Here is a 21,321-nt window from a genome sequence, read left to right on the forward strand (position 1 = left end):
CCGCGTGCCAAATTCTGAATCCCTACAGATACTTGATTTTCACACCTAAGCCGCCGCGACCAACTGACTCAGTAGTACTAACCCACCCTGCGAAACGATCTTGATTTGCGCCGCCGGCCTCGACGTTGGTATGGTTCATGCAGGCGCCTCAGCCTCCATCTTCCTCCGACAAGACCGTGACAATGCCAAGCTCAAGACCCGATCGTATCCGCAAGCTCCTCGCCGACCTCGTCGGCTTCGACACCGTCAGCGACCGCACCAACCTGCCCCTGATCGCCCATATCGAAAGCTATCTCACCGACCTCGGCGTCGGCTTTGAGCGAATCGTCGACGAGACCGGCCAAAAGGCCTCGCTGTGGGTCACCATCGGGCCGGCGGACCGGCCGGGCCTGGTGCTGTCTGGCCATACCGACGTCGTGCCGGTCGTGGGCCAGGACTGGAGCCACGATCCGTTCAAGCTGGTCGAGCGCAACGGCAAGCTCTATGGCCGCGGCACCACCGACATGAAGGGCTTTGTCGCAGTGTGCCTTGCCATGGTGCCGGAGATGATCGAAGCCAAGCTCACAACGCCGATTCATCTGGCGATCTCCTATGACGAGGAGATCGGCTGCGTCGGCGTGCGGCCGATGCTCGGCGAGGTTGCTAAAAAGAAGGTCAGACCGCTGGGCGCCTTCATCGGCGAGCCGACGCAGATGCAGGTGATCATTGGCCACAAGGGCAAGCACGGCGTGCGCGCGACGTTTCGCGGGCTCGCGCGCCACTCCTCGATCGCGCCCGACGGCGTCAACGCGATCGAATATGCCGCTGAGCTGATCGTCGAGATCCGCCGCCGCGCGGTGCAACTCGCAAGCAAGAGAGAGACCGACAGCCTGTACGACGTTCCGCATTCGACGCTGCTAACCAGCATCGTCCATGGCGGCGCCGCACTCAACATCGTGCCCGATACCTGCACCGTGGATTTCGAATGCCGCGGCATCGGCATCACCGAGTCACGCGAGGTGACGGATGCGATCGTCGCCTGGGCCAAGGCCGAGATCGAGCCCGCGATGAAGGCGCGGCATCCGGAGTGCGGCATCGATTTCGAGGAGATCCTCGACTATCCCGCGCTCGACACCGCGGCGGATGCCGGGATCGTCACGCTGGCCAAGAGCCTTGCGGGACGCAACGACCACGCCAAGGTCGCCTTCGGCACCGAGGCGAGCCTGTTCGCCAGCATCGCCGACATCCCCTCGGTGGTGATCGGCCCCGGATCGATCGCGCAGGCGCATACGCCGGACGAGTTCGTGGAGATGGCGGAGCTGGAGAAGTGCGCGGGGTTCGTGGAGAGGCTGATCGCGCATTGCGCGAAGGGCTGACGCATCGGTTCAGGCATGCGCGCCGGTGGGCGCGCCCAACAGCCGGTCGAACTCCTGCTTGCTGACGGCATAGCATTCACAGCTGCGACGTTCGAGCTCGCTGCGATCATGGATCGACACCCGTCCGCGACGATAGTCGATCAAGCCGTCGACCTTCAACTTGCGGGCGGCAAGATTGACGCCGCTACGTCGCACCCCAAGCATCATTCCGAGAAACTCCTGCGTCAGCAGAAATTGATCGGACTGCACCCGGTCGTGCGTCATCAGCAGCCAGCGGCAGCATCGCTGGTCGACGGAATGGAAATGGCTGCAGGCGGCCGATTGCGCCACCTGATTGAAGAAGGCGTGGGCGTAGTGCGACATGATGGTGCGCATGCTCGCGCTGCGTTGAAGCGCCGAACGGAACGCCTGCGCTCGCAAACGCAGGCCTGCACCCGGGACCTGCACATAGGCGGACACGGGCGTGAGTTCGTCATCCAGAATGACCGGTAGTCCCACGACACCTTCGTTGCCGATGGTGCCGACCTCGGCGGCGGATCCGTCGGCCATCGTGTTCACGAGGGATGCGACGCCGGCCACCGGGAAATAGACGCTGCGCAGGGGCCGGTTGGCTTCATAGAGCGGCTGCCGGTATTCGAGGGTAACGGCTTCCAGCTCCGGACGCAGCGCATCGAAATCCGACTGCGGCAGCAGTTGCAGCAACCTGTTCCGGTACGATTGGGTCGGCTGGTCCATATCCGGCTTCCGCGCAGCGTGTGACCACCTCAGAGACAGCGGGTCATGCAAGACCGGACGGCGACTAGCAGCTCGTCTTCTTGTCTTTCTCTCTTTCCTCCGCAAGCAACGTCAGCAGCATCTGGTGCCGATCCTCATCGCGAGCCGGATCGCGCTCGCTTTCGGCAATCAGTTTCCGATACAGCTCGATGTTCGCATTGTGGACATAGCGCTCCATAGCAGCCTCCATGGGCCGTGAGCGGCGGCGGCGCGGCGGCCGCCGAGCGCCCATTATGTGCGGTTCCCGACACAACACAATGCAAATATCATCATGCAGAGTGAAGGACAGCGCTGCTGACCGATCAGTATGTCGACCGTACGCAGCGTAGCGACATGCGGAGACCGCTGTCGCTGATATCGCTGCGCTCACTCGGGCTGCGAGACTCAAGCGCGCGCTTTCGGTCTTTGTTTGAGCATGGTCTCTTCGGAAAGCCGCTTCGCACTTTTCCGGACCATGTTCTAGCGCAGCAGGCTTCGTGACGGCGAATAATCCACCGGCACCAGTAAGCGATCCTCGATCTGGCCAACCATCAAGCCGTGCTCCGCATGGGTCGCCCGCTTGATCTCGGCCCACTCGGCGTCGGCCATGAAGGCCGCCCACGCCGACGTCTTGGCTGCCTCGTCCGGCCACTCCAGCAGATAGGCGAACTCGGTCCGGTCGCCGAATTTCGTTTCCCACATCGCCACGATCCGGAAGCCGTATTTGGTCCGCATGATGCGCGCCGCGTGATCGCGGAAGCGGGCGTGGAATGCGGCCTTGTTCTTCTCGAAGATTTCGTAGATGCGCAGTTGCTGGATCATGATCAGTCTCCGTGCAACGGAGATATGGCCGAAGGGCTGGCTGTCAACCACGGCGGCAAGCCGGCCGTCTTCCGTAGGGTGGGCAAAGCGAAGCGTGCCCACGACGTCTCCGCGATCATGGAAATATGGTGGGCACAGCGCTATGCGCTTTTGCCCACCCTACAAGAGCTGTCTGCGCTTACCCGGGCTCCAGACCTCGCGCGACTGCTAGCGAGGACTCCGAGCTCCCCCCACGTCATTGCGAGGAGCCCTTGCGACGAAGCAATCCAGACTGTCACCGCGGAAAGATTCTGGATTGCTTCGCTTCCGCCTTCGCTCTTCGAGCTACGGCGGACAAGTCGCTCGCAATGACGGAGGCTGCGGAAGCATCCGGGAATCACGAAGCAAAAAAGCGCGGCCATCGACCGCGCCCTTGTCATCCCCTAAACCGCGCCCGCCCTCTGCGCGTATTCCCATGACGCCTGCGACAGCGGCACGGTGCGCTTGGCTGACTCCAGCGCCTTGGCATTCGCCGCTGTGCCGTCGCGGACGCGGCCGGCGATGCCTTGGGTGATGCCGGCGAGGCGGAACAGATTGTAGGCGAAGTACCAGTTGAGATCGGGCACCGTCATCTTGGTGACGTTGCAATAGATCTGCGCGGCCTCCTCCAGGCTCGGGATGTTCAGCGCCTTGAGGTCGGCTCCCTCAAGGCCCGGCATGATCCACTGCATCAACAGGTACGTGAAGTCGGCCATGGGATCGCCGAGCGTCGACAGCTCCCAGTCCAGCACGGCCTGCACGCGCGGTTCCGTCGCGTGGAAAATCATATTGTCGAGGCGGTAGTCGCCGTGCACGATCGAGACCCGCGCCTGTTCCGGCACGGTCTTGGGCAGCCATTCGGCGACCTTCTCGAATTCCGGAATGTGCTGGGTCTCGGACGCCCGATATTGCTTGGTCCAGCGGTCGATCTGCCGCGCGAAATAATTGCCGGGCTTGCCGAACTCGCCAAGGCCGATCGCAACAGGGTCGAACATGTGGAGCTGGGCCAGCGTCTCGATCTTGCTGGTGAAGATCTTCCGGCGCGCATCGCCATCCTGGCTCGGCAGCGTCGGATCCCAGAACACCCGGCCCTCCTCCATCGACATGATGTAGAAGGCGGCGCCGATGACGGCGTCGTCCTGGCACAGCGCATAGGCGCGCGCGACCGGAAAGCCCTGCTTTCCAAGGGCTGCGATCACGCGGTATTCGCGATCGACCGCATGCGCCGACGGCAGCAATTTGCCGAACGGCTTTCTGCGCATCACGTAGGAGCGCTTCGGCGTGTTGAGCCGGTAGGTCGGGTTGGACTGGCCGCCCTTGAACTGCAGGACGACCAGCGGTCCCTCATAGCCTTCGACGTTGTCGCGCATCCACGCCTCGAGGCGCAGCTCGTCGAAACGATGCCGCTCCTCGACCGGCTTGGTGCCCGAGAACTCTTCGTCTTTCCTGACGCCGTCAGCCACGGTGACGCTCCCTCTTCAGTCCTGACCTTTTCAGGCCGAGCATGATCCTAATCGGTAACCGCCGACGCACTTGCGTCAAGCGGTCACCCCGATCGGGTCATGCCCTGTCGTTTCTTCAAATCGGGAGCGCCGTGCGGCCCTCCCGCCTAGTGACCGGGAGAGTTGGCATACTTCCGAACTTCAAGTCTGGCAATGGCGCGATTGTGCACCTCGTCCGGACCGTCGGCGAGACGCAGCGTGCGGATGTGGGCGTAGTCCTTCGCAAGGCCCGCCTCGTCCGAAACGCCGGCGCCGCCAAAGGCCTGGATCGCCTGATCGATGATCTTCAAGGCCATGTTAGGACCGGCAACCTTGATCATGGCGATCTCGAGCTGCGCGGCCTTGTTGCCGACCTTGTCCATCATGTCGGCGGCCTTGAGGCACAAGAGACGGTTCATCTCGATATCGGTGCGGGCCTCGCCGATGCGCTGCTCCCACACCGAATGCTCGATGATCTTCTTGCCGAACGCGGTACGCGAGGCGAGCCGCTTCACCATCTTCTCCAGCGCCTCCTCGGCCTTGCCGATGGTGCGCATGCAGTGGTGAATACGGCCAGGGCCAAGGCGGCCCTGCGCGATCTCGAAGCCGCGGCCCTCGCCGAGCAGGATGTTCTCCTTCGGCACCCGCACGTTCTCGAGCAGCACCTGCGCATGGCCGTGCGGTGCGTCGTCGAAGCCGAACACGGGAAGCATCTTTTCGACCTTGATGCCTGGCGTGTCGAGCGGAACCAGGATCTGCGACTGCTGCTGGTGCTTGGCCGCCTTGAAATCGGTCTTGCCCATCAGGATCGCGATCTTGCAGCGGGGATCGCCGACGCCCGACGACCACCATTTGCGGCCGTTGATCACGTAATGGTCGCCGTCGCGCTCGATGCGGGTCTCGATGTTGGTCGCGTCCGACGAGGCGACCGCGGGTTCCGTCATCAGGAAGGCCGAGCGGATCTCGCCGTCCATCAGCGGACGCAGCCATTTGCGCTTCTGCTCCCTGGAGCCGTAGCGGATGAACACTTCCATGTTGCCGGTGTCGGGCGCGGAACAGTTGAAGACTTCCGAAGCCCAGGTGATGCGACCCATCTCTTCCGACAGCAGCGCATATTCGAGATTGGTCAATCCCGCGCCGCGGAATTCGTCATCCTCATGCTCGTTCGGCGGCATGAACATGTTCCAGAGGCCTTCGGCCTTCGCCTTCTTCTTGAGCTCCTCGAGCACCGGGATGACCTTCCAGCGCTCGCCGCTGCGATCCTGCTCGTCATAAACCGGCACCGCCGGGCGCACGTGCTTGGCCATGAACGACCGCACGCGGTCGAGCCATTCCTTCTGCTTGGGGGACAGGTCGAAATCCATGGGACGCTCCTCGTTTCTCTCTCGCTGATCCTTTTGCGCCGGACTGTCCTCCCGCCACGCATGGCCTGCAAGCGCGAATGCGCAAACCTTGCAAGTCTCCAGACCCCGCTTCGCGCGTTGCGAACGAGTCCCGATTGCGGATTGACTTTTCCCGGCCTTCAAACGATAGTTTCATACAACTGTTTGAATTGCAACTCCCTCCCCTGAGCGCCCCATGGCCAGCGATCTTACGAGGTCTGCCATTCTCGCGGCCGCCGAACGGCTCTACGCCGATCGCGGCTTCGGCGACGTGACGCTGCGCGACATCGTCGCGGCGGCCAGTGTCAACCTCGCGGCGGTGAACTATCATTTCGGCTCGAAGGACGAGTTGATCGCGGAGCTGTTCGTGACCCGCTCGATCGCGACCAATCGCGAGCGCTTGCGCGAATTGAAGGCTGCGGAAGAAGAAGGCGGCGGCCGCGCGCCGATCGAGGTGATCCTGCGCGCGCTGGTCGGCCCGACCTTGCGCGGCTGCCTCGGCCCCGAGAACCAGCGCTCGACCGCGGCGCGCTTCATGATCCGCGCCTCGATCGAATCCGTGCCGCCGATCCGCCGCATCAAGAACCGCGAGATCGACCATTTGCGCAAATTCGCCGGCGCGATGCGCAGGTCCCTGCCCGACCGCAGCGACGTCGATATCTACTGGGGCCTCAACTTCGCGCTCGCCATGGCCCACCACACCATCCGCGAGAGCGAGCGGCTGACGAAGCTATCGGAAGGCAAATGCGACCTCGACGACGTCGAGGACGTGGTCGCACGCGTCGTCAGCGTGGCGACGATGGCACTGACGGCGGGACGCAACGAGACGAAGGCGCCGGCGCGCGCACTCGCGCGAGACGCGCGCTAGCGCCTCACATCATCGCGATGCAGTCGATCTCGACGTCGAAGGGAGCGAACCATTCCGGCGTGCAGACGAAGATCCGCGCCGGCGGATCGATCGGGAAATAGCGCGCATAGACCGCGTTGAACGCGGCGAAGTGCCTGGTCGAAGTACAGTAGACGTTGCACTTCATGACGTTGTCCAGCGAGGCGCCGGCCGTCTGAAGGCACAGCTTCATCTGCTCCATGATGATCTCGCTCTGCCGCTCGATCGGCGCGGAGGCGATCTCGCCGGTCTCGGGGTCGAATGGCGGCAGGCCTGCGACGAAGATCATGTTGCCGGCGCGCGTCACCGGCGAGGTCGGCGCCTTCCAGCGATCGAGAAAGGACGAGATCGGTTCGACGCGGAGCGCTTCGCGTTTCATGGGCGGCCACCTTCGGTTCAAGCGAGACTGAGGCCTGACTACATTATTCTGTAGCCGGCATGTTTCGCTTCTGGTCGAAGTGTGGTCGTAGCGGCGGGTTAGGCCCGCTGCGGCATCTCCTCGGCCTCTTCCTTGGCGAGCAGCAGCAGCATCTCGATGCCCATCTCGCCTTCCTGCGGCGAGCGGATGAACTTTATTTCGTCGGCGCTTTGCCGCAGCGCGGCAATGATCGCGACGGCCTGATTGGCGGTTGCCGCCTCGGTCGCCAGAATTGCCTTCTGGTTCTTGGCTTGAAACCCGATGGTATAGGACATGTATTTCCCTCCCGAACCCAATGGAGAGATCGAATCTGACTCGCGCGCGAAGCGGAAGCCTGTATCTGTACGGACCGGGTTTATCTGGGGATTGCGCGCAAGCTTCACGAAAGGCCGCGCGAGCGTCACGATGGCGTCACGATTTGTCCAATGGCGATCAGCCGAGCCCGAGCATCGCGCGCGCATCGGCCGCGGTCGCAACGCTCGCCCCCAGGCTCTTCAGAATGCCGGCGGCATGCGCGACCAGCTCGGCATTGCTCTTCGCCAGCACGCCCTTGGACATATAGAGATTGTCCTCCATGCCGACGCGGACATGGCCGCCGAGCAGAAAGGCCTGCGCCACCATCGGGAATTCGGCGCGGCCGATGCCGAAGCCGGACCAGATCGCGCCCGGCGGCAGCAGGCTGCGGGCATAGAACATCGTCTCCGGCGTTGCCGAGAAGCCGTATTTGACCCCCAGCACGAGGGAGAACAGGCCGGGCCCGTTCAGCGTGCCGTCGGCGAACAGGTCGCGCGCCAGATGGCAGTCGCCGGAATCGAACAGCTCGATCTCCGGCAGCACGCCGGCCGCCTTCATCCGGTCGGCCATGATGCGGACGTTGCGCGGCGTGTTGATCACGACCTCGCCGCCCGAATTCATCGTGTTGAGGTCGAGCGTGCAGATGTCGGGCTTGAGCAGCTCGACATGCTCGACGCGCTTTTCGGGGGCAAGCAGCGTGGTGCCGGGGCCGGCGATGCGGGGATCGTCGTGCGAAGGAACAAAACGACCGCCGGGACCGGTGGTGAGATTGATGACGAGGCTCTTGTTGCGGGCGCGAATGCGCTCCACCACGTCCCGATAGAGATCGATCGACATGGAGGGCCGCCCCGTGGCGGGATCACGCACATGAATGTGGGCGATGGCCGCTCCCGCCTCCGCCGCCTCCAGCGCGGATGTCGCGATCTGCTCGGGCGTGATGGGCAGGTACGGCGACTGCTCGGGCTTGGTCAGGTTGCCGGTGATCGCGCAGGTGATGATGGTTTTGCCGGTCATGCGATGCTGTCCCGATGTCGTCGTGGCTCAAGTACCTTGCGCAAATCTACCTGACCCTCCCCTGGAGGGGGAGGGTCGGCGCGCAGCGCCGGGGTGGGGTGATCTCTCAACACGAGCACTGTACGACGCGGAGAGACTGTCACCCCACCCCGCTGCGCATTTCGCTTCGCTGCATGCGCATCGACCCTCCCCCTCCAGGGGAGGGTAAGAGCGCGCGCTGCTTCGTCAGAACTAGATGATCCCCTGCTTCTTCAGGTCGTCGATCTTCCCCGAGTCATAGCCGAGCTTGCCGCCGAGCACCTCCTGGGTGTGCTCGCCGAGCAGCGGCGGCGCGCGGTAGTTCTTGATGGGAGTTTCCGAGAAGGTCAGCGCGTTGCGGATCAGCGACAGCTCCGGCTCGAACTTGTGCTCGGTCTTCACCCGCATGCCGCGCGACTGGACGTGCGGATCGGAAAACACCTGCTCGAAATTGTTGATGGGACCCGACGGCACGCCGGCCTCCTCCAGCTTGTCGAGCCAATAGGCCACCGGCTTCTTCAGGAACAGGCCGGCGAAGATCGCCATGATCTCCTTGCCGTGCACGACGCGGTCGTTGTTCTTGACGAAGCGCTTGTCGTTGGCGAGCTCGGGCTCACCGAGCACCGCGCAGGTGCGCTGGAACTGGCCGTCATTGCCGACCACCAGCATCAGCTCGCCGTCGGTGCAGCGGAACACGCCGGCCGGCATCCCGCCATTGCCCCAGGTGCCGCGGCGCGGCGGGGTCTTGCCGTTGACGAGGTAGATCTGGAGCCAGTGGCTGAGCGAGGCAATCACGGTGTCGAACAGGCAGACGTCGAGATGCTGTCCGACGCCGCCATTGGCGTCGCGATGGTAGAGCGCCGAGAGAATCCCGATCGAGGTGTTCATGCCGGTCATGTAATCGACGATCGAGGGACCGACCTTCATCGGGCCCTCGCCCGGCTCGCCATCCATGTGGCCGGTGACGCTCATCAGGCCGCCCATCGCCTGCAGGATGGCGTCATAGCCGGCGCGCGGCGCGTACGGGCCGGTCTGGCCGAAGCCGGTCACCGAGCAGTAGATGATGCGGGGATTGATCGCCTTGATGGTCTCGTAGTCCAGGCCATAGCGCTTGAGATCGCCGACCTTGTAGTTCTCCATGAAGACGTCGACGTCCTTGGCGAGCTCGCGGATGATCGCCTGGCCCTCGGGCTTGGCGATGTTGACCGTGACCGACTTCTTGTTGCGGTTGGCGCAAAGGTAGAACGAATTGTTGTTGTTCGCCTTGCCCTCGGGATCGGCCAGGTAAGGCGGGCCGAAGGCGCGCGCGTCGTCGCCGGTGCCCGGCCGCTCGATCTTGATGACCTCCGCCCCTAAGTCTCCCAGCATCTGGGCCGACAGGGGCCCGGCGAGCACGCGGGTAAGGTCAAGGATCTTGATGCCTGAAAGCGGCAGGGCCGACATGTAAGTTTCCTCCGGGGAACTGGATCTTGGCGCGGCGGCCCGAGTGCTGAGGTCCGGCCGTGGCCGCGCTCCCTGCGGATACACTATTTTCAAGCCGTGAGCACTGCACTGCGGGCATACGGGCATCCACCGGCCGGCAGCGGGATCGCCATGGCGGCGAATTTCCGCACCGCGAATTTACCTCGTCGGGCTCAGGTCGCGGCCGCCGCAGCCACCTGCGGCCGGCGGCGGCCGAGCAGGACCAGGATCAGCACCGTTGCGCAGGAGAATACCAGCGTCAGGCTCAGCGCGCCGCGGCTACCGAACTGGGTGAGCAGAGCGGCCAGCAGCGGCGGCGAGATGGCGGATGCCAGATTGAGCGGCAGCGCGATCATCGACATCGCCTTGGCGAATTCGGCCTGGTCGTAGAATACGAGCGGGATCGTTGCGCGGGCCACCGCCATCGCGCCGCTGCCGGCGCCGTAGAGCAGGATGAAGACCGCGACCGCCCAGGTCGCCCCCTCGCTCACCATCAGTAGCAGCATGGCGACGGGCAGCGCCGTGCCGGCGACAAGCCCGGTCGTGATTCCGTCCCACCGTCCGCCGCCGAGGAAATCGAGCCCTCGGGCGCTGACCTGGATCACGCCGAGCATCGAGCCGAAGGCGATGGCCTGGGCTGGTGCGAGACCCTCGGCCCGCAGCAGCTCGATGAGGACGGCGCCGAGGCCGAAATTGACGAAGGCGTTGAGCGTGATCGCGATCACGACGAGATTGAAAGTGCCGCGCGGAATCGCAGGCGCATCGGAAGGTCTTGCAGCCTCCCCACCCTCGTCCTCCACGACCTTCCGGCGCGGCGCACCGAAAGCATAGAGCGGAAGCGAGACCAGGATCAGCATGGCGGCGTAGACGAGGCAGGTGCCCCGCCAGCCGAAATGACCGCTGAGAAACGAAGTGGTCGGCCAGAAGATGCTGCTGGAGAGGCCCGTCACCAGCATGAGCGCGCCGATGGCGTTCTTGGCCTGCCGCCCGGCAACCTCGTTGAGCATGATATAGGCACCGGTCGACAACGTGGCGCTGCCGCCCATGCCGAGGATCACCCAGGCCACGAAATAGAGGATTGGCTCACGCGCGAAGAACAGCACGATGTAACCCGGCACGGCAACGACCGTGCCCACCATCATCACCTTGCGGGCGCCGTGCCGTGCGAACGCCTTGGCGAGCCAGGGGGCGCACAGCCCCATGGTGACGTAAAGCGTGGAGGTGCCTGCAAACACCATCGGCAGGCTCATGCCGAAATCGGCCGCAAGATCGCGGCCGACGATCGGCGGAAGCCCGATCGTCCCCCATCCAATGAGTTGCGTGATTGCCAGCACCAGCAGGACCCCAAGGAGTCTGCTGTCAGATTTCAGGAATCGCATTCCACTCGTCGCCTGCCCGGCAGGCGCAGATGGCGCCTGAGACACCTGTCTTATCCGGAGACTCAGCGCACGGGAACGCCGGCCACCGAATGGCAGAAGGCGGCCGGGAGCATGTCAGGAGGAGGCAGTAGCCCCTACCCCGCGAGCCCGAGCAGGGATCGCGCCTCGGCCGCGGTCGCCACGCGCCGGCCGTGGCGCGCGACAGCCTCGCCGGCGATGGTCACGAGCTCCGCGTTGCTGGCGGCCAGGCGCGTCTTGTCGATCCTGACATTGTCCTCGAGCCCGGTGCGAACCGCATCGGCGCCACGCGCAAGCGCCCAGCCCATGACCTCGGCCTGATGGCGTCCGATCCCGGCCGCCGTCCACGTCGCTTTCGGGATCAGCCGCCTCAACTCGCCCAGCAGGATGTCGAGGACATGCTCGTCGGCCGGCATTGCGTTCTTGACGCCCATCACGAACTGCACGTGCGGACGTGTGTCCATCAGCCCCGCTTCGATCAGGCGGCGGGCGCCATGCAGATGCGACAAATCGAAGATCTCGATCTCCGGACGGATGCCGTTCGCCTTCATGCCGGTGGCGAGGGTGTCGACCAGCGCGGCGCTGTTCTCGTAGACAATCGTCGGAAAGTTCACCGATCCGGTGGAGAGCGAAGCCATGTCCGGCTTCAGGTAGAGCGATGATCCGCGCGCCGAGGGATCGCGGCCCCGCCCACCAGTCGAGAACTGAACGATCATGTCAGGGCAATGCTTCCTGATCCCCTCCTGCACGAGGGCAAAGCGCTCGGGATCGGAGGACGGCGTCTCGTCATCGTTGCGAACATGGATATGGGCGAGCGTGGCGCCGGCTTCGAAGGCCTGGTGCGTCGACTCGATCTGTTCGGACGGCAGAACCGGGACCGCGGGATTGTCCTTCTTGCGCGGAACCGAGCCGGTGATGGCGACGGCAACGACGACGGGGTTCATTCTGCAACCTCATGATGATCGCGCTCGCGCGCACAGAGTTCGAACAAGCTGTCGCGTCACGCGTCGAGCCTTGTCATGCGTGGAGCCTTGCCGCTGCAAACATCATCGATCGCAGCGGAGGCCTCCTTGCGTTTCCGTCAGGTCGGAATTGCGGCCGCTCCGTTCGCCGCCTCCGTGCGCTGCCGCTCATAGTCGGCCCGCGCCATCGGAACGGCCTTGGGATTACCGAGATCGTCGATGCTGACGCGATAGGTTTCCCGAGCCGTGACGGCCGCCAGCGCCGCGATAACAGTGATGCCGAAGGCGATCGCGCCCACCGTCAAGGGAATGTTGGCCGAGCCGGGAGGCGCCACGATCGCAAACAGGGCTGGAAGCAACGCGGTGATGGTCGTGCCTATGTTCTGCGAGATCGCCATCGCCGACACACGGGTGCGGGTCGGAAACAGCTCGGGGTAGAAGCTCGGGAAGATCGCGTTGTAGCCCTGATAGACCACGCCCCACATCAGCAGTGACAGCAGGATCGCAAGCGGCACGTTCCTGATGCTGATGGCATAAAGATAGCCGAAGGCGAGCAAGCCGGAGAGAAGCGCGCCCACGATGATCGGCGGCTTGCGGCCGACCTTGTCGGAGAGATGGCCGACGAAGGGAATGACGAACACGGCCAGCATGTTTCCGAGCACCGGGATCCAGAGATAGACATCCTTGGCAAAGCCGATGCCATAGGCCGGCTGCACCGCATAGGCCGCACCGAAGATGGTCGCAACAACAGGAATGACGTTCATCAGGGCCATGCAGATGACCCTGAGCATGTCGCGCCAGCTCAGCTTGATGGCCTGGACGATGGGCGCCCGCGGCGTTTCTCCCCGCTCGCCCTCGCGGGCAAAGGCAGGGGTTTCGTCGACTTCGCGGCGAATGATGTAGCCCGCGACGATGACGAAGAAGGACAGCAAGAACGGAATCCGCCAGCCCCAGCTGTTGAAGGCCTCGGTCGGCATGTAGGCCGCCAGTGGCAGGAAGACGGCGGCGGCGAGAATTTGTCCGGCCTGCACGCCCTGGAGCGCAAAGCTTGCATAGAAGCCGCGCCGACCGAACGGGGCGTGCTCCAGAATCATCGAGCTTGCACCGGAGATTTCGCCGGCAACGGCAAATCCCTGGATGAGACGCAGGATGACGAGCAGGATCGGTGCGAGGATGCCGACCTGCTGATAGGTCGGCAGGATACCGACCGCCATGGTCGAGATGCCCATCAGGAACATGCAGACGATGAGAACGGTCTTGCGGCCATGGGTGTCGCCCCAATGTCCGAGGACGAAGGCGCCGATGGGACGCGCCACGTAGCCGACGCCATAGGTCGCCAGCGATGCGACGATGGCGACGGTGGGATTGTCCGACGGGAAGAAGATTTGCGGAAAGATCAGCGACGCGGCAGTCGCGTAGATGAAGAAGTCATAATATTCGAGAGCCGACCCGATCCAGCCGCTGGCAGCAGCCTTCCTGGACTGACTCATGTGTCGGATCGCGGTCATCTGAAAATTCCTCCACTGGGTTTTCTGACGTCCCGTTGACGGGCTTCGCTGGAAATTGGGCAGCACTCTCCGCGCGCTCTGCAGAGTTTCCGCAAGCGCTTGCCACTGCCGATAGGTGTCTGATTGGTCGCGACAATAGGCTATCGCCGGGCTAACACAATTACCCAGTTATGCGATAAACCTAACATGATGTTATTTGCGCGACGGACGTTTGAAGGCCGCCGCACTCAAAGTGCCTGCTGCAACGTCACGCGCATTGCGCTTCGCCCGGTCACTCAGCTTGCGACCGCGCCCTCGTCCGCCGCCTCTTGCGCGCGATCCGGCATGAGTCCCTCACCCGCCAATGCACGAATCCAGCGGCGATACTCCACGCCGAGAAGATCGCTTCTCAGGTGGATCTCGTCCTTGGGATGAAGCGGCAAAGTCTTCGGGCGTTGCGACTCGACGATCACGCGATCCTGCTCGTACACCTTGTCCATGCGCGACACGATCTGCTCGGCGTCGACATCAAAGCCATAATTGACGGCGGCGGTCAGATGCAGCACGCAATTTTCCAGATCGACCGGCGTGACGGCGAGGAACGTGCAGAAGCGCTCGACCTCACCGGTCTCCTTGTTGAAATAGGCCGTCGTCGGGCGGAAGCAGTAGTAACGATAAACTGCCGTGATCGGAATGCCGCGATGATCGCCGTAGGGCTGAAACAAGGTGATCTCACTGGTGCGCAAACCTTCGCCTGTCAACGCGACATCGTAATCCACGAGCTCATCGGGATCGTCGGGGTTGCCATTGAGGTTGGCGTGCACGAACGGAAAGTGCGCGGGGTCGAGGAAGTTCTCCACGGCACGAAGGGCGTTTGCGTTGTAGTAATACGGCCCGGCCTGGACCTTGCGATAGGTCGCATCCTCCCAAACGGGAAACTTGGGAATAGCGGCGACGGGATCGCCCATGCAGACCCAGATGTATCCATACCGCTCGACCGCATGATGCCGGAATGCCGCGGCCCGGCTCGTCGGCCGGGTCGTCGGATGGGCCGGGTAACGGCGGCAGGCTCCATCAGTGCCGTATTCCCAGCCATGGTAGGGGCAGACGACGCAACCGTCCTTCACCCAGCCGAGCGACAAGCGCGCACCGCGATGACGGCAATAGTCCTTCCAGGCGTGAACCTCGCCGTCGTGGCGCCACAGGATGATATCCTCGCCAAGCAGGCGCGCCGGCACGATGGCGCCTTCCGCGACCTCCTCGCTCCGGCGGACCACGTGCCATTCGTTGACGACGGCGCGATAATCGGCTCTCTCGGTGTCCCAGGTTGACGCGATCACCATGACCTCACCTCGCCTTTGGTCCTGCCGGACGGGGCGTCATCACTCATGCGGTCGCGCGGAGTGGCAAGTGGGCTTCCTCCTCTCCCGCAATTCATGCTCTGATGTCACAATACAACCCCTGGATGCTGATACGTCAACCAGAATGTCGAGATTGCACGGCTGCGAATGAAATTTGGAGCATGCGAGGTTCGGCGTCCGTGGTCACACGGCGATGAAGCTAGATTCCCCACGGATTCTCGCCGGCTTCGCGGCCGGGGACGCTGACATGAACCTCGTGCCCCTCGCCTGCCCGACCGGCCGACTCGTGTTTGCGGTGAAGGTTCTTACTTGGGCCCCGTCCCGGGCGCGCCGGCTTGATAGGCCGCATAGGCGCGCTTCAAGCCATCGTGAAGCGTGGTCGTCGCGCGCCAGCCGAGCCCCGCGAGCCGGCTGACGTCGAGCAGCTTGCGCGGGGTGCCGTCGGGGCGCGAGGTGTCGAAACCGATCTCGCCGCGATAACCGACGATTTCCGCGACGACGCGCGCGAACTTGGCGATGGTGATGTCCTCGCCGGTGCCGATATTGATCAGCTCCGCGCTCGAATAGGTCTTCATCAGGTGCACGCAGGCATCCGCCATGTCGTCGACATAGAGGAACTCGCGCCGCGGCGTGCCGGTGCCCCACACGACGACGCTTCCCGCGCCCGAAACCTTCGCTTCGTGGAAGCGGCGAATCAGCGCGGCGACGACGTGGCTCATCTCAGGGTGATAATTGTCGCCGGGGCCGTAGAGATTGGTCGGCATCACGCTGATGAAGTCGCAGCCGTACTGGCTGCGATAGGCCTCCGCCATCTTGATGCCGGCGATCTTGGCGATGGCGTAGGGCTCGTTGGTCGGCTCGAGCGGGCCTGATAGTACCGAGTCTTCGCGCAAGGGCTGCGGCGCCAGCTTCGGGTAGATGCAGGACGAGCCGAGGAACATCAGCTTCTCGGCGCCGTTCTGATGCGCGGCGTGGATCACATTCGCCGCGATCGCGATGTTGTCGTAGATGAACTCGGCGCGCAGCGTGTCGTTGGCGACGATGCCGCCGACCTTTGCCGCGGCAAGGAACACGACCTGCGGCCGCACCCTTGCGAACCACTCGGATACGGCGGCCTGGTTGCACAGATCGACCTCGCGACGGTCCACCGTGACGAGCTTGACGTCCTCTCCCGCGAGCCGGCGCACCAGCGCGCTGCCGACCATGCCGCGATGGCCGGCGACGTAGACGCTCTTGCCTTTCAACTCAAACGGTGCGTTTGCCATTGGCCGCATCCCGCTTTGCCTCGGCCAGATCGCTCGTCATCATCTCCTCGACGAGCTCGGCAAAGCTGCGCTTCGGCTTCCAGCCGAGCACCTCGCGCGCCTTGCTGGCATCGCCGACGAGGAGATCGACCTCGGTCGGGCGGAAATAGGTCGGATCGATCCGCACCACGGTCTTGCCGCTCTTCGCATCGACACCGGTCTCCTCGACGCCTGCGCCCCGCCATGCGATGCGCCGGCCGACGTGAGCGAACGACAATTCGACCATCTCCCGCACCGAACGCGTCTCGCCGGTCGCCAGCACGAAGTCGTCGGGCTTGTCGGCTTGCAGGATCTTGTGCATGCCTTCCACATAGTCCCTGGCGTGGCCCCAGTCGCGCTTGGCTTCGAGATTGCCGAGATAAAGCGTGTCCTCCAGCCCGACCTCGATACGCGCAACGCCGCGGGTGATCTTGCGCGTCACGAAGGTTTCGCCGCGGATCGGGCTTTCGTGGTTGAACAGGATGCCGTTGGACGCGAACATGCCGTAGGCCTCGCGGTAGTTCACCGTGATCCAGTAGCCGTAGAGCTTTGCCACGCCGTAAGGCGAGCGCGGATAGAACGGCGTGGTCTCCTTCTGCGGGATCTCCTGCACGAGGCCATAGAGCTCGGAGGTCGAGGCCTGGTAGAACCGCGTCTCCTTCTCCATGCCGAGGATGCGGATCGCCTCCAGCAGGCGCAGCACGCCGATGGCGTCGGCATTGGCGGTGTATTCCGGGCTCTCGAAGCTGACGGCGACGTGGCTCTGGGCGGCGAGATTGTAGATCTCGGTCGGCCGGATCTGCTGCACCAGGCGGATCAGGTTGGTCGAATCCGTCATGTCGCCGTAATGCATCAGGAACGGCACGTTGCCGACATGCGGATCCTGATACAGGTGGTCGACGCGGGCGGTGTTGAACGAGGACGAGCGCCGCTTGATGCCGTGCACGACATAGCCGAGCGACAGCAGATATTCGGCGAGATAAGCCCCGTCCTGGCCGGTCACGCCGGTGATGAGAGCGATCCGCTCAGTCATATCCGCATCCTGCTCCCAACAGCGCCCCGGGGGCGCCGGCCGCCCGTTCCGGCCCCCACCCGCCCTTCTCTGACATATCAACCGCCGGGGTCAACCCAATATGGCAATGCGCCGCCGGCCTCGCCGGCCCGGCGGCATCTTCGGCCGGCGCGGCTCAAAGGCTCTGAAGACCGCTCAGGCGCCAGACAACGTCGGATGACGGAAATGCTCCGGGGGCGGCCGCCGCACGAGCGGCGTTGCGGGACACATCGCGCTCATCTATCAAATTGAAGAAGCCGGTACGAACCCCATTCGCGCGCGTCGCAACACTCCGGTCTTGCGTGCTTCGCAGCGCCACGCTGTTGCGACTTGACCAAGGAATCCAGGATGCACCCGACCGATCTGCCTGCCAAACCCGGCATCGTTCGTCCCGGCGCGATCGGCCACAGCCGCGCCGTCGTCGGCCGCAACTTCGCGTTCATGCCTCCTGAAGGCGTGTTGAAGAGCCGGCTCCCGGCGTGGTCGTCGACGACCGTGCGTTTTCTGGCGGCGCCGACGCTCGGCGCCGATTTTGCCCAATTCATGCTGGAGATCGACCCCTCGGGCGGCACGGCCCAACCGATCTGCGTGGATCTTCAGCATTTCTTCTACGTCGTGGCGGGAGCCGTCGACATCAGCATCGGCACCGAAGCCCCGACCTCACTGACGTCAGGCGCCTTTGCCTATGTTCCGCCGGGCACGTCCTTCACGTTGCGCTGCCATCCCACCGCTCCCGCCCGCGTTGTCGCGGTCAAGAAACGTTATGAGACGGTTGAGGGCATTGCGGCACCGACGGCCATCACCGGTCAACAGCAATCGATGCCGATGACGAACCATACAGGGCTGGAGGGACGCGGCTTCAAGCACCTGCTGCCGATGGGCGATTTGCGGTTCGATTTCGAGATGAACCTGATGTTCTTCCAACCCGGCGTCTGTTTCCCAGCCGTCGAGACCCACATCATGGAGCACGGTTTGCTCATGCTGGAAGGGCAAGGTTTGTACTATCTTGGCGCTAGCTGGCACGAAATCTGGGTCGATGACTTCATCTGGATGGGATCGTTCTGTCCGCAGCAATTCTACCCCACCGGTTCGACCCAGTCGGTCTATCTTCTGTACAAGAACGTCAACCGGGATGTCGCGCTCTGACCGGGGCTGCGGAGCGGCCGATCGATCGGGCAAGCCCTCAAGGCAACACGCAGCTCACTCGGCCCGGGTATCACCCGCCGAAGACACGAAATCGCAGCGGAGCGTCGAAAATCGTGGGCTGGAGCGGGTGAAGGGAATCGAACCCTCGTATTCAGCTTGGAAGGACGAGTCTTACGCCCTCCAGCGCGCCTGCCTGGCAGTTAATAAGTTATTGATAGCGCTATATATACTGCCATAATAGCATTTGCGAACGCGCCGAGAACGCGGGGTGCTTTATGCTCGCGGAAGTCCTGGCGAAAGCAACCTCCATTTTCGGTTCCATGCAGGAAGCTGAGCAATGGTTGGAACGGCCGGCTATCGGCTTGAACCAGCATAAGCCAATCGATCTGTTGGCCACACCGGCTGGTGTTGAGTTGGTGGAAGATTTTCTCGTTCGACTTGAGCACGGTGTCTACGCGTGACGCCATGTCGGGAGCGGCACGGCTTTGTACCCACCGACGGAGGATTTACCGATGCTTCTTGTTGATGACGAGGTTATCAAGGTCAGGGTTGTCAGCGCGTCACCCGTATGTGAACTAACGCACAGACTGAGCCCGGGAACAGGTTAAAGTTAGACGGGTTCATTTAGAAGCTCGAGTGAGGGCAGGATCATGAATGCTGTAAAGCAGTGCGAAGCCCAGGCGGCAGAATATCACCGGTTAATGCAATCGGCGCAGAGCGAGACCGAAGCAAGACTTCTTAAATCCATCTCCCAAAGCTGGGTTCGGGTCGCCAACCAGATTTCTCGATATCAATCTCTTGTCTCCAGAGATGGGGCGCGAGCGGACCGATCTACCTTTCAATCTTATGCGAACCCGTGAGGTCCAAGCATTGATGACCGTGGCGGGCGGAACGGCGCATTGCGTGTTACCGACAACGTCTGGCGAAGGGCGTGCTTGCGAAGACACTGCCGCAGTTCATGACAACCGGCGACATGGTCGCGCTTGCGGTGATCAGGCTCGAGCGATCGCAAAGGCACACCATTCCTGCCCCTGGGCAAGGGGATCCACAGTTCCAAACCTATGACCTTCAGGTTATGCGCCCGGCGATTGCCGAAGGCCTATTCAACATACTGGCCTGCGCGCCACCCCATCTGCCAGACGTCTGCCTCGAGCCGGGTGGCTTCCTTGAAGACCGCAATCAGCTCTGCCTCGCGGGCTGGCGTGGCGTAGAGATCGGCGAGATGGTCCGGTTGCGCCCGCGCTCTCGCTGCGACCTCCTGGTATGCACGCCGGCGTACTCCGCGATCCAAACGCGATAGGGATTCGTCGCAGCGTCCCACATCGGGGCGCGAGACGAGCCGCGTTGCGATCTCCGCGTAACCGATCACGAAGGGGGCAGGCTCCACCTTGAGTGCCAGCAGATCGTCGCGCAATCCGGCGTCGAGCGCGTAGTGTGTGTAGGCCAACATCTCGATCGCAGGAGGTGTTTCTTCAAGGTCGCTCGGAGATAGCCCCCACCCAGCACAGAGTTTCACATGAAGGTTCATCTCGACATCCAGGATGGTCGAGAGGCAGGCCAATGCTTCACGCATGTCGGCAAGCTTGGGCGACTTGTAGACCGAGAGCGCGTAGGCGCGCGCAAACTCGATGAGGAACAGGGATTCCTGAGCGAGGTAGTGACGAAACGCCGCTTCAGCGAGCGAGCCGTCCGCCAATCCGTTCGTGAAGGGATGCTCGGTGTAGACCCGCCAATCGGCGGATGCTTCTGTCTTTACGCGTGCGAAGAAACTCATGATCCACTGGATTGCGGTGAAGCCTTGGCGCCGCTATGTGTGCTCTATGGCTCACAAACTCGTAGCATTCGCCACGTGGGCGGCGTTCGGGCTGATCTGCCTTGTGACGTTGTTCCCGATAGGATTACGACCTGAGACAGGCTCAGTAGGGCTCGAGCGCTTCCTGGCTTACGCGCTGTTAGGCGCGCTATTCATCACATCTTATCCCCATCAGTACGTCAGGTTCGCGATATTTGTCGTCGTCATGGCTCTGGGGCTCGAGGCTCTACAGCAATTGACGCCCGATCGGCACGCTCGCCTCACCGACGCACTCCTGAAAGCGGCAGGGGGTCTCTCGGGATGCGCGGCGACAAGGTTAGTTCAGATGGTCGTCCAAACGCGCCCGAAAGATTAAATACGCGTGATTTCCCGTCGGAAGATCAGGTCGTTCTCTGCAACTTGACTTTCGTCAAATTGACCATCGGCCAGCCCATGCAGACTGCGTGTGAGCGAGAACCATCGCGGTTGGGCACTCGGGTCGCCGGATGTGTGCTCGGGAAAAGCCATGCGGCGACACGCGGCACATCACACCGTCAAGATTCAACACAGCGAAGTCGCTGCTCCGCATGCTCAGCGACCGCTAACCTCCGCCTTTGATCTTGAACAACTGGTGGACCAGAATGCCATCGATCTCGTCGATATGCGTTTGCAACTGGTCGCTCTGCGCTCTCGCCATTCGGAGAACCCCCTCGCGGCGCGTCTTCTGAATGCACTTCTGGTCAAGATCTCATGTCTCAACGAACCGGAAGGTGCAGCCCACGCGCAACGGATTCGCGACGCTTTTGCGAAGACGATCGAAGCCGTGGGAAAGCTCGTTGCGCAGAACGATCACCGTTAGACTGATCTTCTCGGCAGGACCGACGAACGTCTCGTTCGACGTGCAATCATGAGGCCGCCGACACCGTCCCGGTCGGATTGC

At 63.1% G+C, this 21,321-nt stretch carries 20 protein-coding genes and 1 pseudogene; 5 read left to right on the forward strand and 16 right to left on the reverse strand.

Translation table 11 applies throughout. The annotated features are described in order from the left end of the window. Positions 1 to 182: 182 nt before the first annotated feature. The gene (gene argE / locus AC1RUR_RS19795) at positions 183 to 1,355 is read left to right on the forward strand and encodes an acetylornithine deacetylase (protein WP_492846977.1); all 1,173 of its coding nucleotides are present in this window, start codon (positions 183 to 185) and stop codon (positions 1,353 to 1,355) included. Positions 1,356 to 1,364: 9 nt separating this feature from the next. On the opposite strand, the gene AC1RUR_RS19800 is transcribed toward argE, so the two are convergent. The 5 genes from AC1RUR_RS19800 to AC1RUR_RS19820 all read right to left on the reverse strand — a co-directional run bounded on the left by AC1RUR_RS19800 (position 1,365) and on the right by AC1RUR_RS19820 (position 5,793). Continuing rightward, complete coding sequence (locus AC1RUR_RS19800; protein ID WP_492846978.1) at positions 1,365 to 2,090, reverse strand: Crp/Fnr family transcriptional regulator; 726 nt, start codon at positions 2,088 to 2,090, stop codon at positions 1,365 to 1,367. A gap of 64 nt (positions 2,091 to 2,154) precedes the next feature. After that, positions 2,155 to 2,307, reverse strand: coding sequence for a hypothetical protein (locus tag AC1RUR_RS19805; RefSeq protein ID WP_492846980.1), 153 nt, complete (start codon positions 2,305 to 2,307; stop codon positions 2,155 to 2,157). A gap of 281 nt (positions 2,308 to 2,588) precedes the next feature. Further along, positions 2,589 to 2,930, reverse strand: a complete 342-nt coding sequence (locus AC1RUR_RS19810; RefSeq protein ID WP_492846982.1) for an NIPSNAP family protein — start codon at positions 2,928 to 2,930, stop codon at positions 2,589 to 2,591. A 422-nt stretch (positions 2,931 to 3,352) separates the two neighbouring features. Further along, complete coding sequence (locus tag AC1RUR_RS19815; protein WP_492846984.1) at positions 3,353 to 4,411, reverse strand: phosphotransferase family protein; 1,059 nt, start codon at positions 4,409 to 4,411, stop codon at positions 3,353 to 3,355. 146 nt (positions 4,412 to 4,557) lie between these two features. Next, on the reverse strand, positions 4,558 to 5,793 hold the full coding sequence (locus AC1RUR_RS19820; protein ID WP_492846986.1) for an acyl-CoA dehydrogenase family protein: 1,236 nt from the start codon (positions 5,791 to 5,793) through the stop codon (positions 4,558 to 4,560). Between the two features lie 214 nt (positions 5,794 to 6,007). Between AC1RUR_RS19820 and AC1RUR_RS19825 the strand changes: the two genes are divergently transcribed. Beyond that, positions 6,008 to 6,679: a TetR/AcrR family transcriptional regulator gene (locus AC1RUR_RS19825; RefSeq protein ID WP_492846988.1), complete on the forward strand. Its 672-nt coding sequence runs from the start codon at positions 6,008 to 6,010 to the stop codon at positions 6,677 to 6,679. Between the two features lie 4 nt (positions 6,680 to 6,683). Here AC1RUR_RS19825 and AC1RUR_RS19830 read toward each other — a convergent pair whose 3' ends face one another. From AC1RUR_RS19830 to gmd, 10 genes are all read right to left on the reverse strand, one after another. After that, a complete protein-coding gene (locus tag AC1RUR_RS19830; protein ID WP_492846990.1) occupies positions 6,684 to 7,076 on the reverse strand; it encodes a RidA family protein in 393 nt (130 codons plus the stop codon). 98 nt (positions 7,077 to 7,174) lie between these two features. Further along, positions 7,175 to 7,519, reverse strand: a complete 345-nt coding sequence (locus AC1RUR_RS19835; protein WP_492846992.1) for a hypothetical protein — start codon at positions 7,517 to 7,519, stop codon at positions 7,175 to 7,177. A gap of 28 nt (positions 7,520 to 7,547) precedes the next feature. Further along, entirely contained in the window at positions 7,548 to 8,423 is an 876-nt protein-coding gene (locus tag AC1RUR_RS19840) for a beta-keto acid cleavage family enzyme (RefSeq protein WP_492846994.1), read from the reverse strand. A 231-nt stretch (positions 8,424 to 8,654) separates the two neighbouring features. After that, the gene (locus AC1RUR_RS19845) at positions 8,655 to 9,884 is read right to left on the reverse strand and encodes a CaiB/BaiF CoA transferase family protein (protein WP_492846996.1); all 1,230 of its coding nucleotides are present in this window, start codon (positions 9,882 to 9,884) and stop codon (positions 8,655 to 8,657) included. 191 nt (positions 9,885 to 10,075) lie between these two features. Then, positions 10,076 to 11,281: an MFS transporter gene (locus tag AC1RUR_RS19850; protein ID WP_492846998.1), complete on the reverse strand. Its 1,206-nt coding sequence runs from the start codon at positions 11,279 to 11,281 to the stop codon at positions 10,076 to 10,078. A 134-nt stretch (positions 11,282 to 11,415) separates the two neighbouring features. Beyond that, on the reverse strand, positions 11,416 to 12,243 hold the full coding sequence (locus tag AC1RUR_RS19855) for a 3-oxoadipate:acetyl-CoA acetyltransferase (protein WP_492847000.1): 828 nt from the start codon (positions 12,241 to 12,243) through the stop codon (positions 11,416 to 11,418). A gap of 137 nt (positions 12,244 to 12,380) precedes the next feature. Beyond that, complete coding sequence (locus AC1RUR_RS19860; RefSeq protein ID WP_492847002.1) at positions 12,381 to 13,769, reverse strand: MFS transporter; 1,389 nt, start codon at positions 13,767 to 13,769, stop codon at positions 12,381 to 12,383. Between the two features lie 275 nt (positions 13,770 to 14,044). Then, positions 14,045 to 15,091 carry a Rieske 2Fe-2S domain-containing protein gene (locus AC1RUR_RS19865; protein ID WP_492847005.1) on the reverse strand — a complete coding sequence of 349 codons (1,047 nt, stop codon included), beginning with the start codon at positions 15,089 to 15,091 and terminating at the stop codon, positions 14,045 to 14,047. Between the two features lie 323 nt (positions 15,092 to 15,414). Further along, entirely contained in the window at positions 15,415 to 16,374 is a 960-nt protein-coding gene (gene fcl / locus AC1RUR_RS19870; protein WP_492847006.1) for a GDP-L-fucose synthase, read from the reverse strand. After that, positions 16,355 to 17,425, reverse strand: coding sequence for a GDP-mannose 4,6-dehydratase (gmd, locus tag AC1RUR_RS19875; protein ID WP_492847009.1), 1,071 nt, complete (start codon positions 17,423 to 17,425; stop codon positions 16,355 to 16,357). Before gmd ends, fcl begins: the two co-directional genes overlap by 20 nt. Positions 17,426 to 17,791: 366 nt before the next feature. On the opposite strand from gmd, the gene allE reads away from it, so the two are divergent. Further along, on the forward strand, positions 17,792 to 18,589 hold the full coding sequence (gene allE / locus AC1RUR_RS19880; protein ID WP_492847011.1) for a (S)-ureidoglycine aminohydrolase: 798 nt from the start codon (positions 17,792 to 17,794) through the stop codon (positions 18,587 to 18,589). Positions 18,590 to 18,870: 281 nt separating this feature from the next. Continuing rightward, positions 18,871 to 19,050, forward strand: a pseudogene (locus AC1RUR_RS19885) (antitoxin Xre/MbcA/ParS toxin-binding domain-containing protein); the annotation flags it as partial. Positions 19,051 to 19,688: 638 nt separating this feature from the next. Here AC1RUR_RS19885 and AC1RUR_RS19890 read toward each other — a convergent pair. Further along, complete coding sequence (locus tag AC1RUR_RS19890) at positions 19,689 to 20,363, reverse strand: TenA family protein (RefSeq protein WP_492847013.1); 675 nt, start codon at positions 20,361 to 20,363, stop codon at positions 19,689 to 19,691. Between the two features lie 544 nt (positions 20,364 to 20,907). On the opposite strand from AC1RUR_RS19890, the gene AC1RUR_RS19895 reads away from it, so the two are divergent. Further along, positions 20,908 to 21,240 (forward strand): hypothetical protein, encoded by a 333-nt coding sequence (locus tag AC1RUR_RS19895; RefSeq protein WP_492847015.1) that lies wholly within the window; start codon positions 20,908 to 20,910, stop codon positions 21,238 to 21,240. The last annotated feature ends 81 nt before the right edge of the window (positions 21,241 to 21,321 follow it).

This window comes from Bradyrhizobium sp. GW821-FHT12B03, assembly GCF_058807535.1.

Excerpts from the sequence above, each read along its gene's own strand:
- argE (WP_492846977.1), top strand. The coding sequence starts at position 183 with ATGCCAAGCTCAAGACCCGATCGTATCCGCAAGCTCCTCGCCGACCTC.
- AC1RUR_RS19800 (WP_492846978.1), bottom strand. The coding sequence starts at position 2,090 with ATGGACCAGCCGACCCAATCGTACCGGAACAGGTTGCTGCAACTGCTG.
- AC1RUR_RS19805 (WP_492846980.1), bottom strand. The coding sequence starts at position 2,307 with ATGGAGCGCTATGTCCACAATGCGAACATCGAGCTGTATCGGAAACTG.
- AC1RUR_RS19810 (WP_492846982.1), bottom strand. The coding sequence starts at position 2,930 with ATGATCCAGCAACTGCGCATCTACGAAATCTTCGAGAAGAACAAGGCC.
- AC1RUR_RS19820 (WP_492846986.1), bottom strand. The coding sequence starts at position 5,793 with ATGGATTTCGACCTGTCCCCCAAGCAGAAGGAATGGCTCGACCGCGTG.
- AC1RUR_RS19825 (WP_492846988.1), top strand. The coding sequence starts at position 6,008 with ATGGCCAGCGATCTTACGAGGTCTGCCATTCTCGCGGCCGCCGAACGG.
- AC1RUR_RS19830 (WP_492846990.1), bottom strand. The coding sequence starts at position 7,076 with ATGAAACGCGAAGCGCTCCGCGTCGAACCGATCTCGTCCTTTCTCGAT.
- AC1RUR_RS19840 (WP_492846994.1), bottom strand. The coding sequence starts at position 8,423 with ATGACCGGCAAAACCATCATCACCTGCGCGATCACCGGCAACCTGACC.
- AC1RUR_RS19845 (WP_492846996.1), bottom strand. The coding sequence starts at position 9,884 with ATGTCGGCCCTGCCGCTTTCAGGCATCAAGATCCTTGACCTTACCCGC.
- AC1RUR_RS19850 (WP_492846998.1), bottom strand. The coding sequence starts at position 11,281 with ATGCGATTCCTGAAATCTGACAGCAGACTCCTTGGGGTCCTGCTGGTG.
- AC1RUR_RS19855 (WP_492847000.1), bottom strand. The coding sequence starts at position 12,243 with ATGAACCCCGTCGTCGTTGCCGTCGCCATCACCGGCTCGGTTCCGCGC.
- AC1RUR_RS19860 (WP_492847002.1), bottom strand. The coding sequence starts at position 13,769 with ATGACCGCGATCCGACACATGAGTCAGTCCAGGAAGGCTGCTGCCAGC.
- AC1RUR_RS19865 (WP_492847005.1), bottom strand. The coding sequence starts at position 15,091 with ATGGTGATCGCGTCAACCTGGGACACCGAGAGAGCCGATTATCGCGCC.
- fcl (WP_492847006.1), bottom strand. The coding sequence starts at position 16,374 with ATGGCAAACGCACCGTTTGAGTTGAAAGGCAAGAGCGTCTACGTCGCC.
- gmd (WP_492847009.1), bottom strand. The coding sequence starts at position 17,425 with ATGACTGAGCGGATCGCTCTCATCACCGGCGTGACCGGCCAGGACGGG.
- allE (WP_492847011.1), top strand. The coding sequence starts at position 17,792 with ATGCACCCGACCGATCTGCCTGCCAAACCCGGCATCGTTCGTCCCGGC.
- AC1RUR_RS19890 (WP_492847013.1), bottom strand. The coding sequence starts at position 20,363 with ATGAGTTTCTTCGCACGCGTAAAGACAGAAGCATCCGCCGATTGGCGG.
- AC1RUR_RS19895 (WP_492847015.1), top strand. The coding sequence starts at position 20,908 with ATGCGGCGACACGCGGCACATCACACCGTCAAGATTCAACACAGCGAA.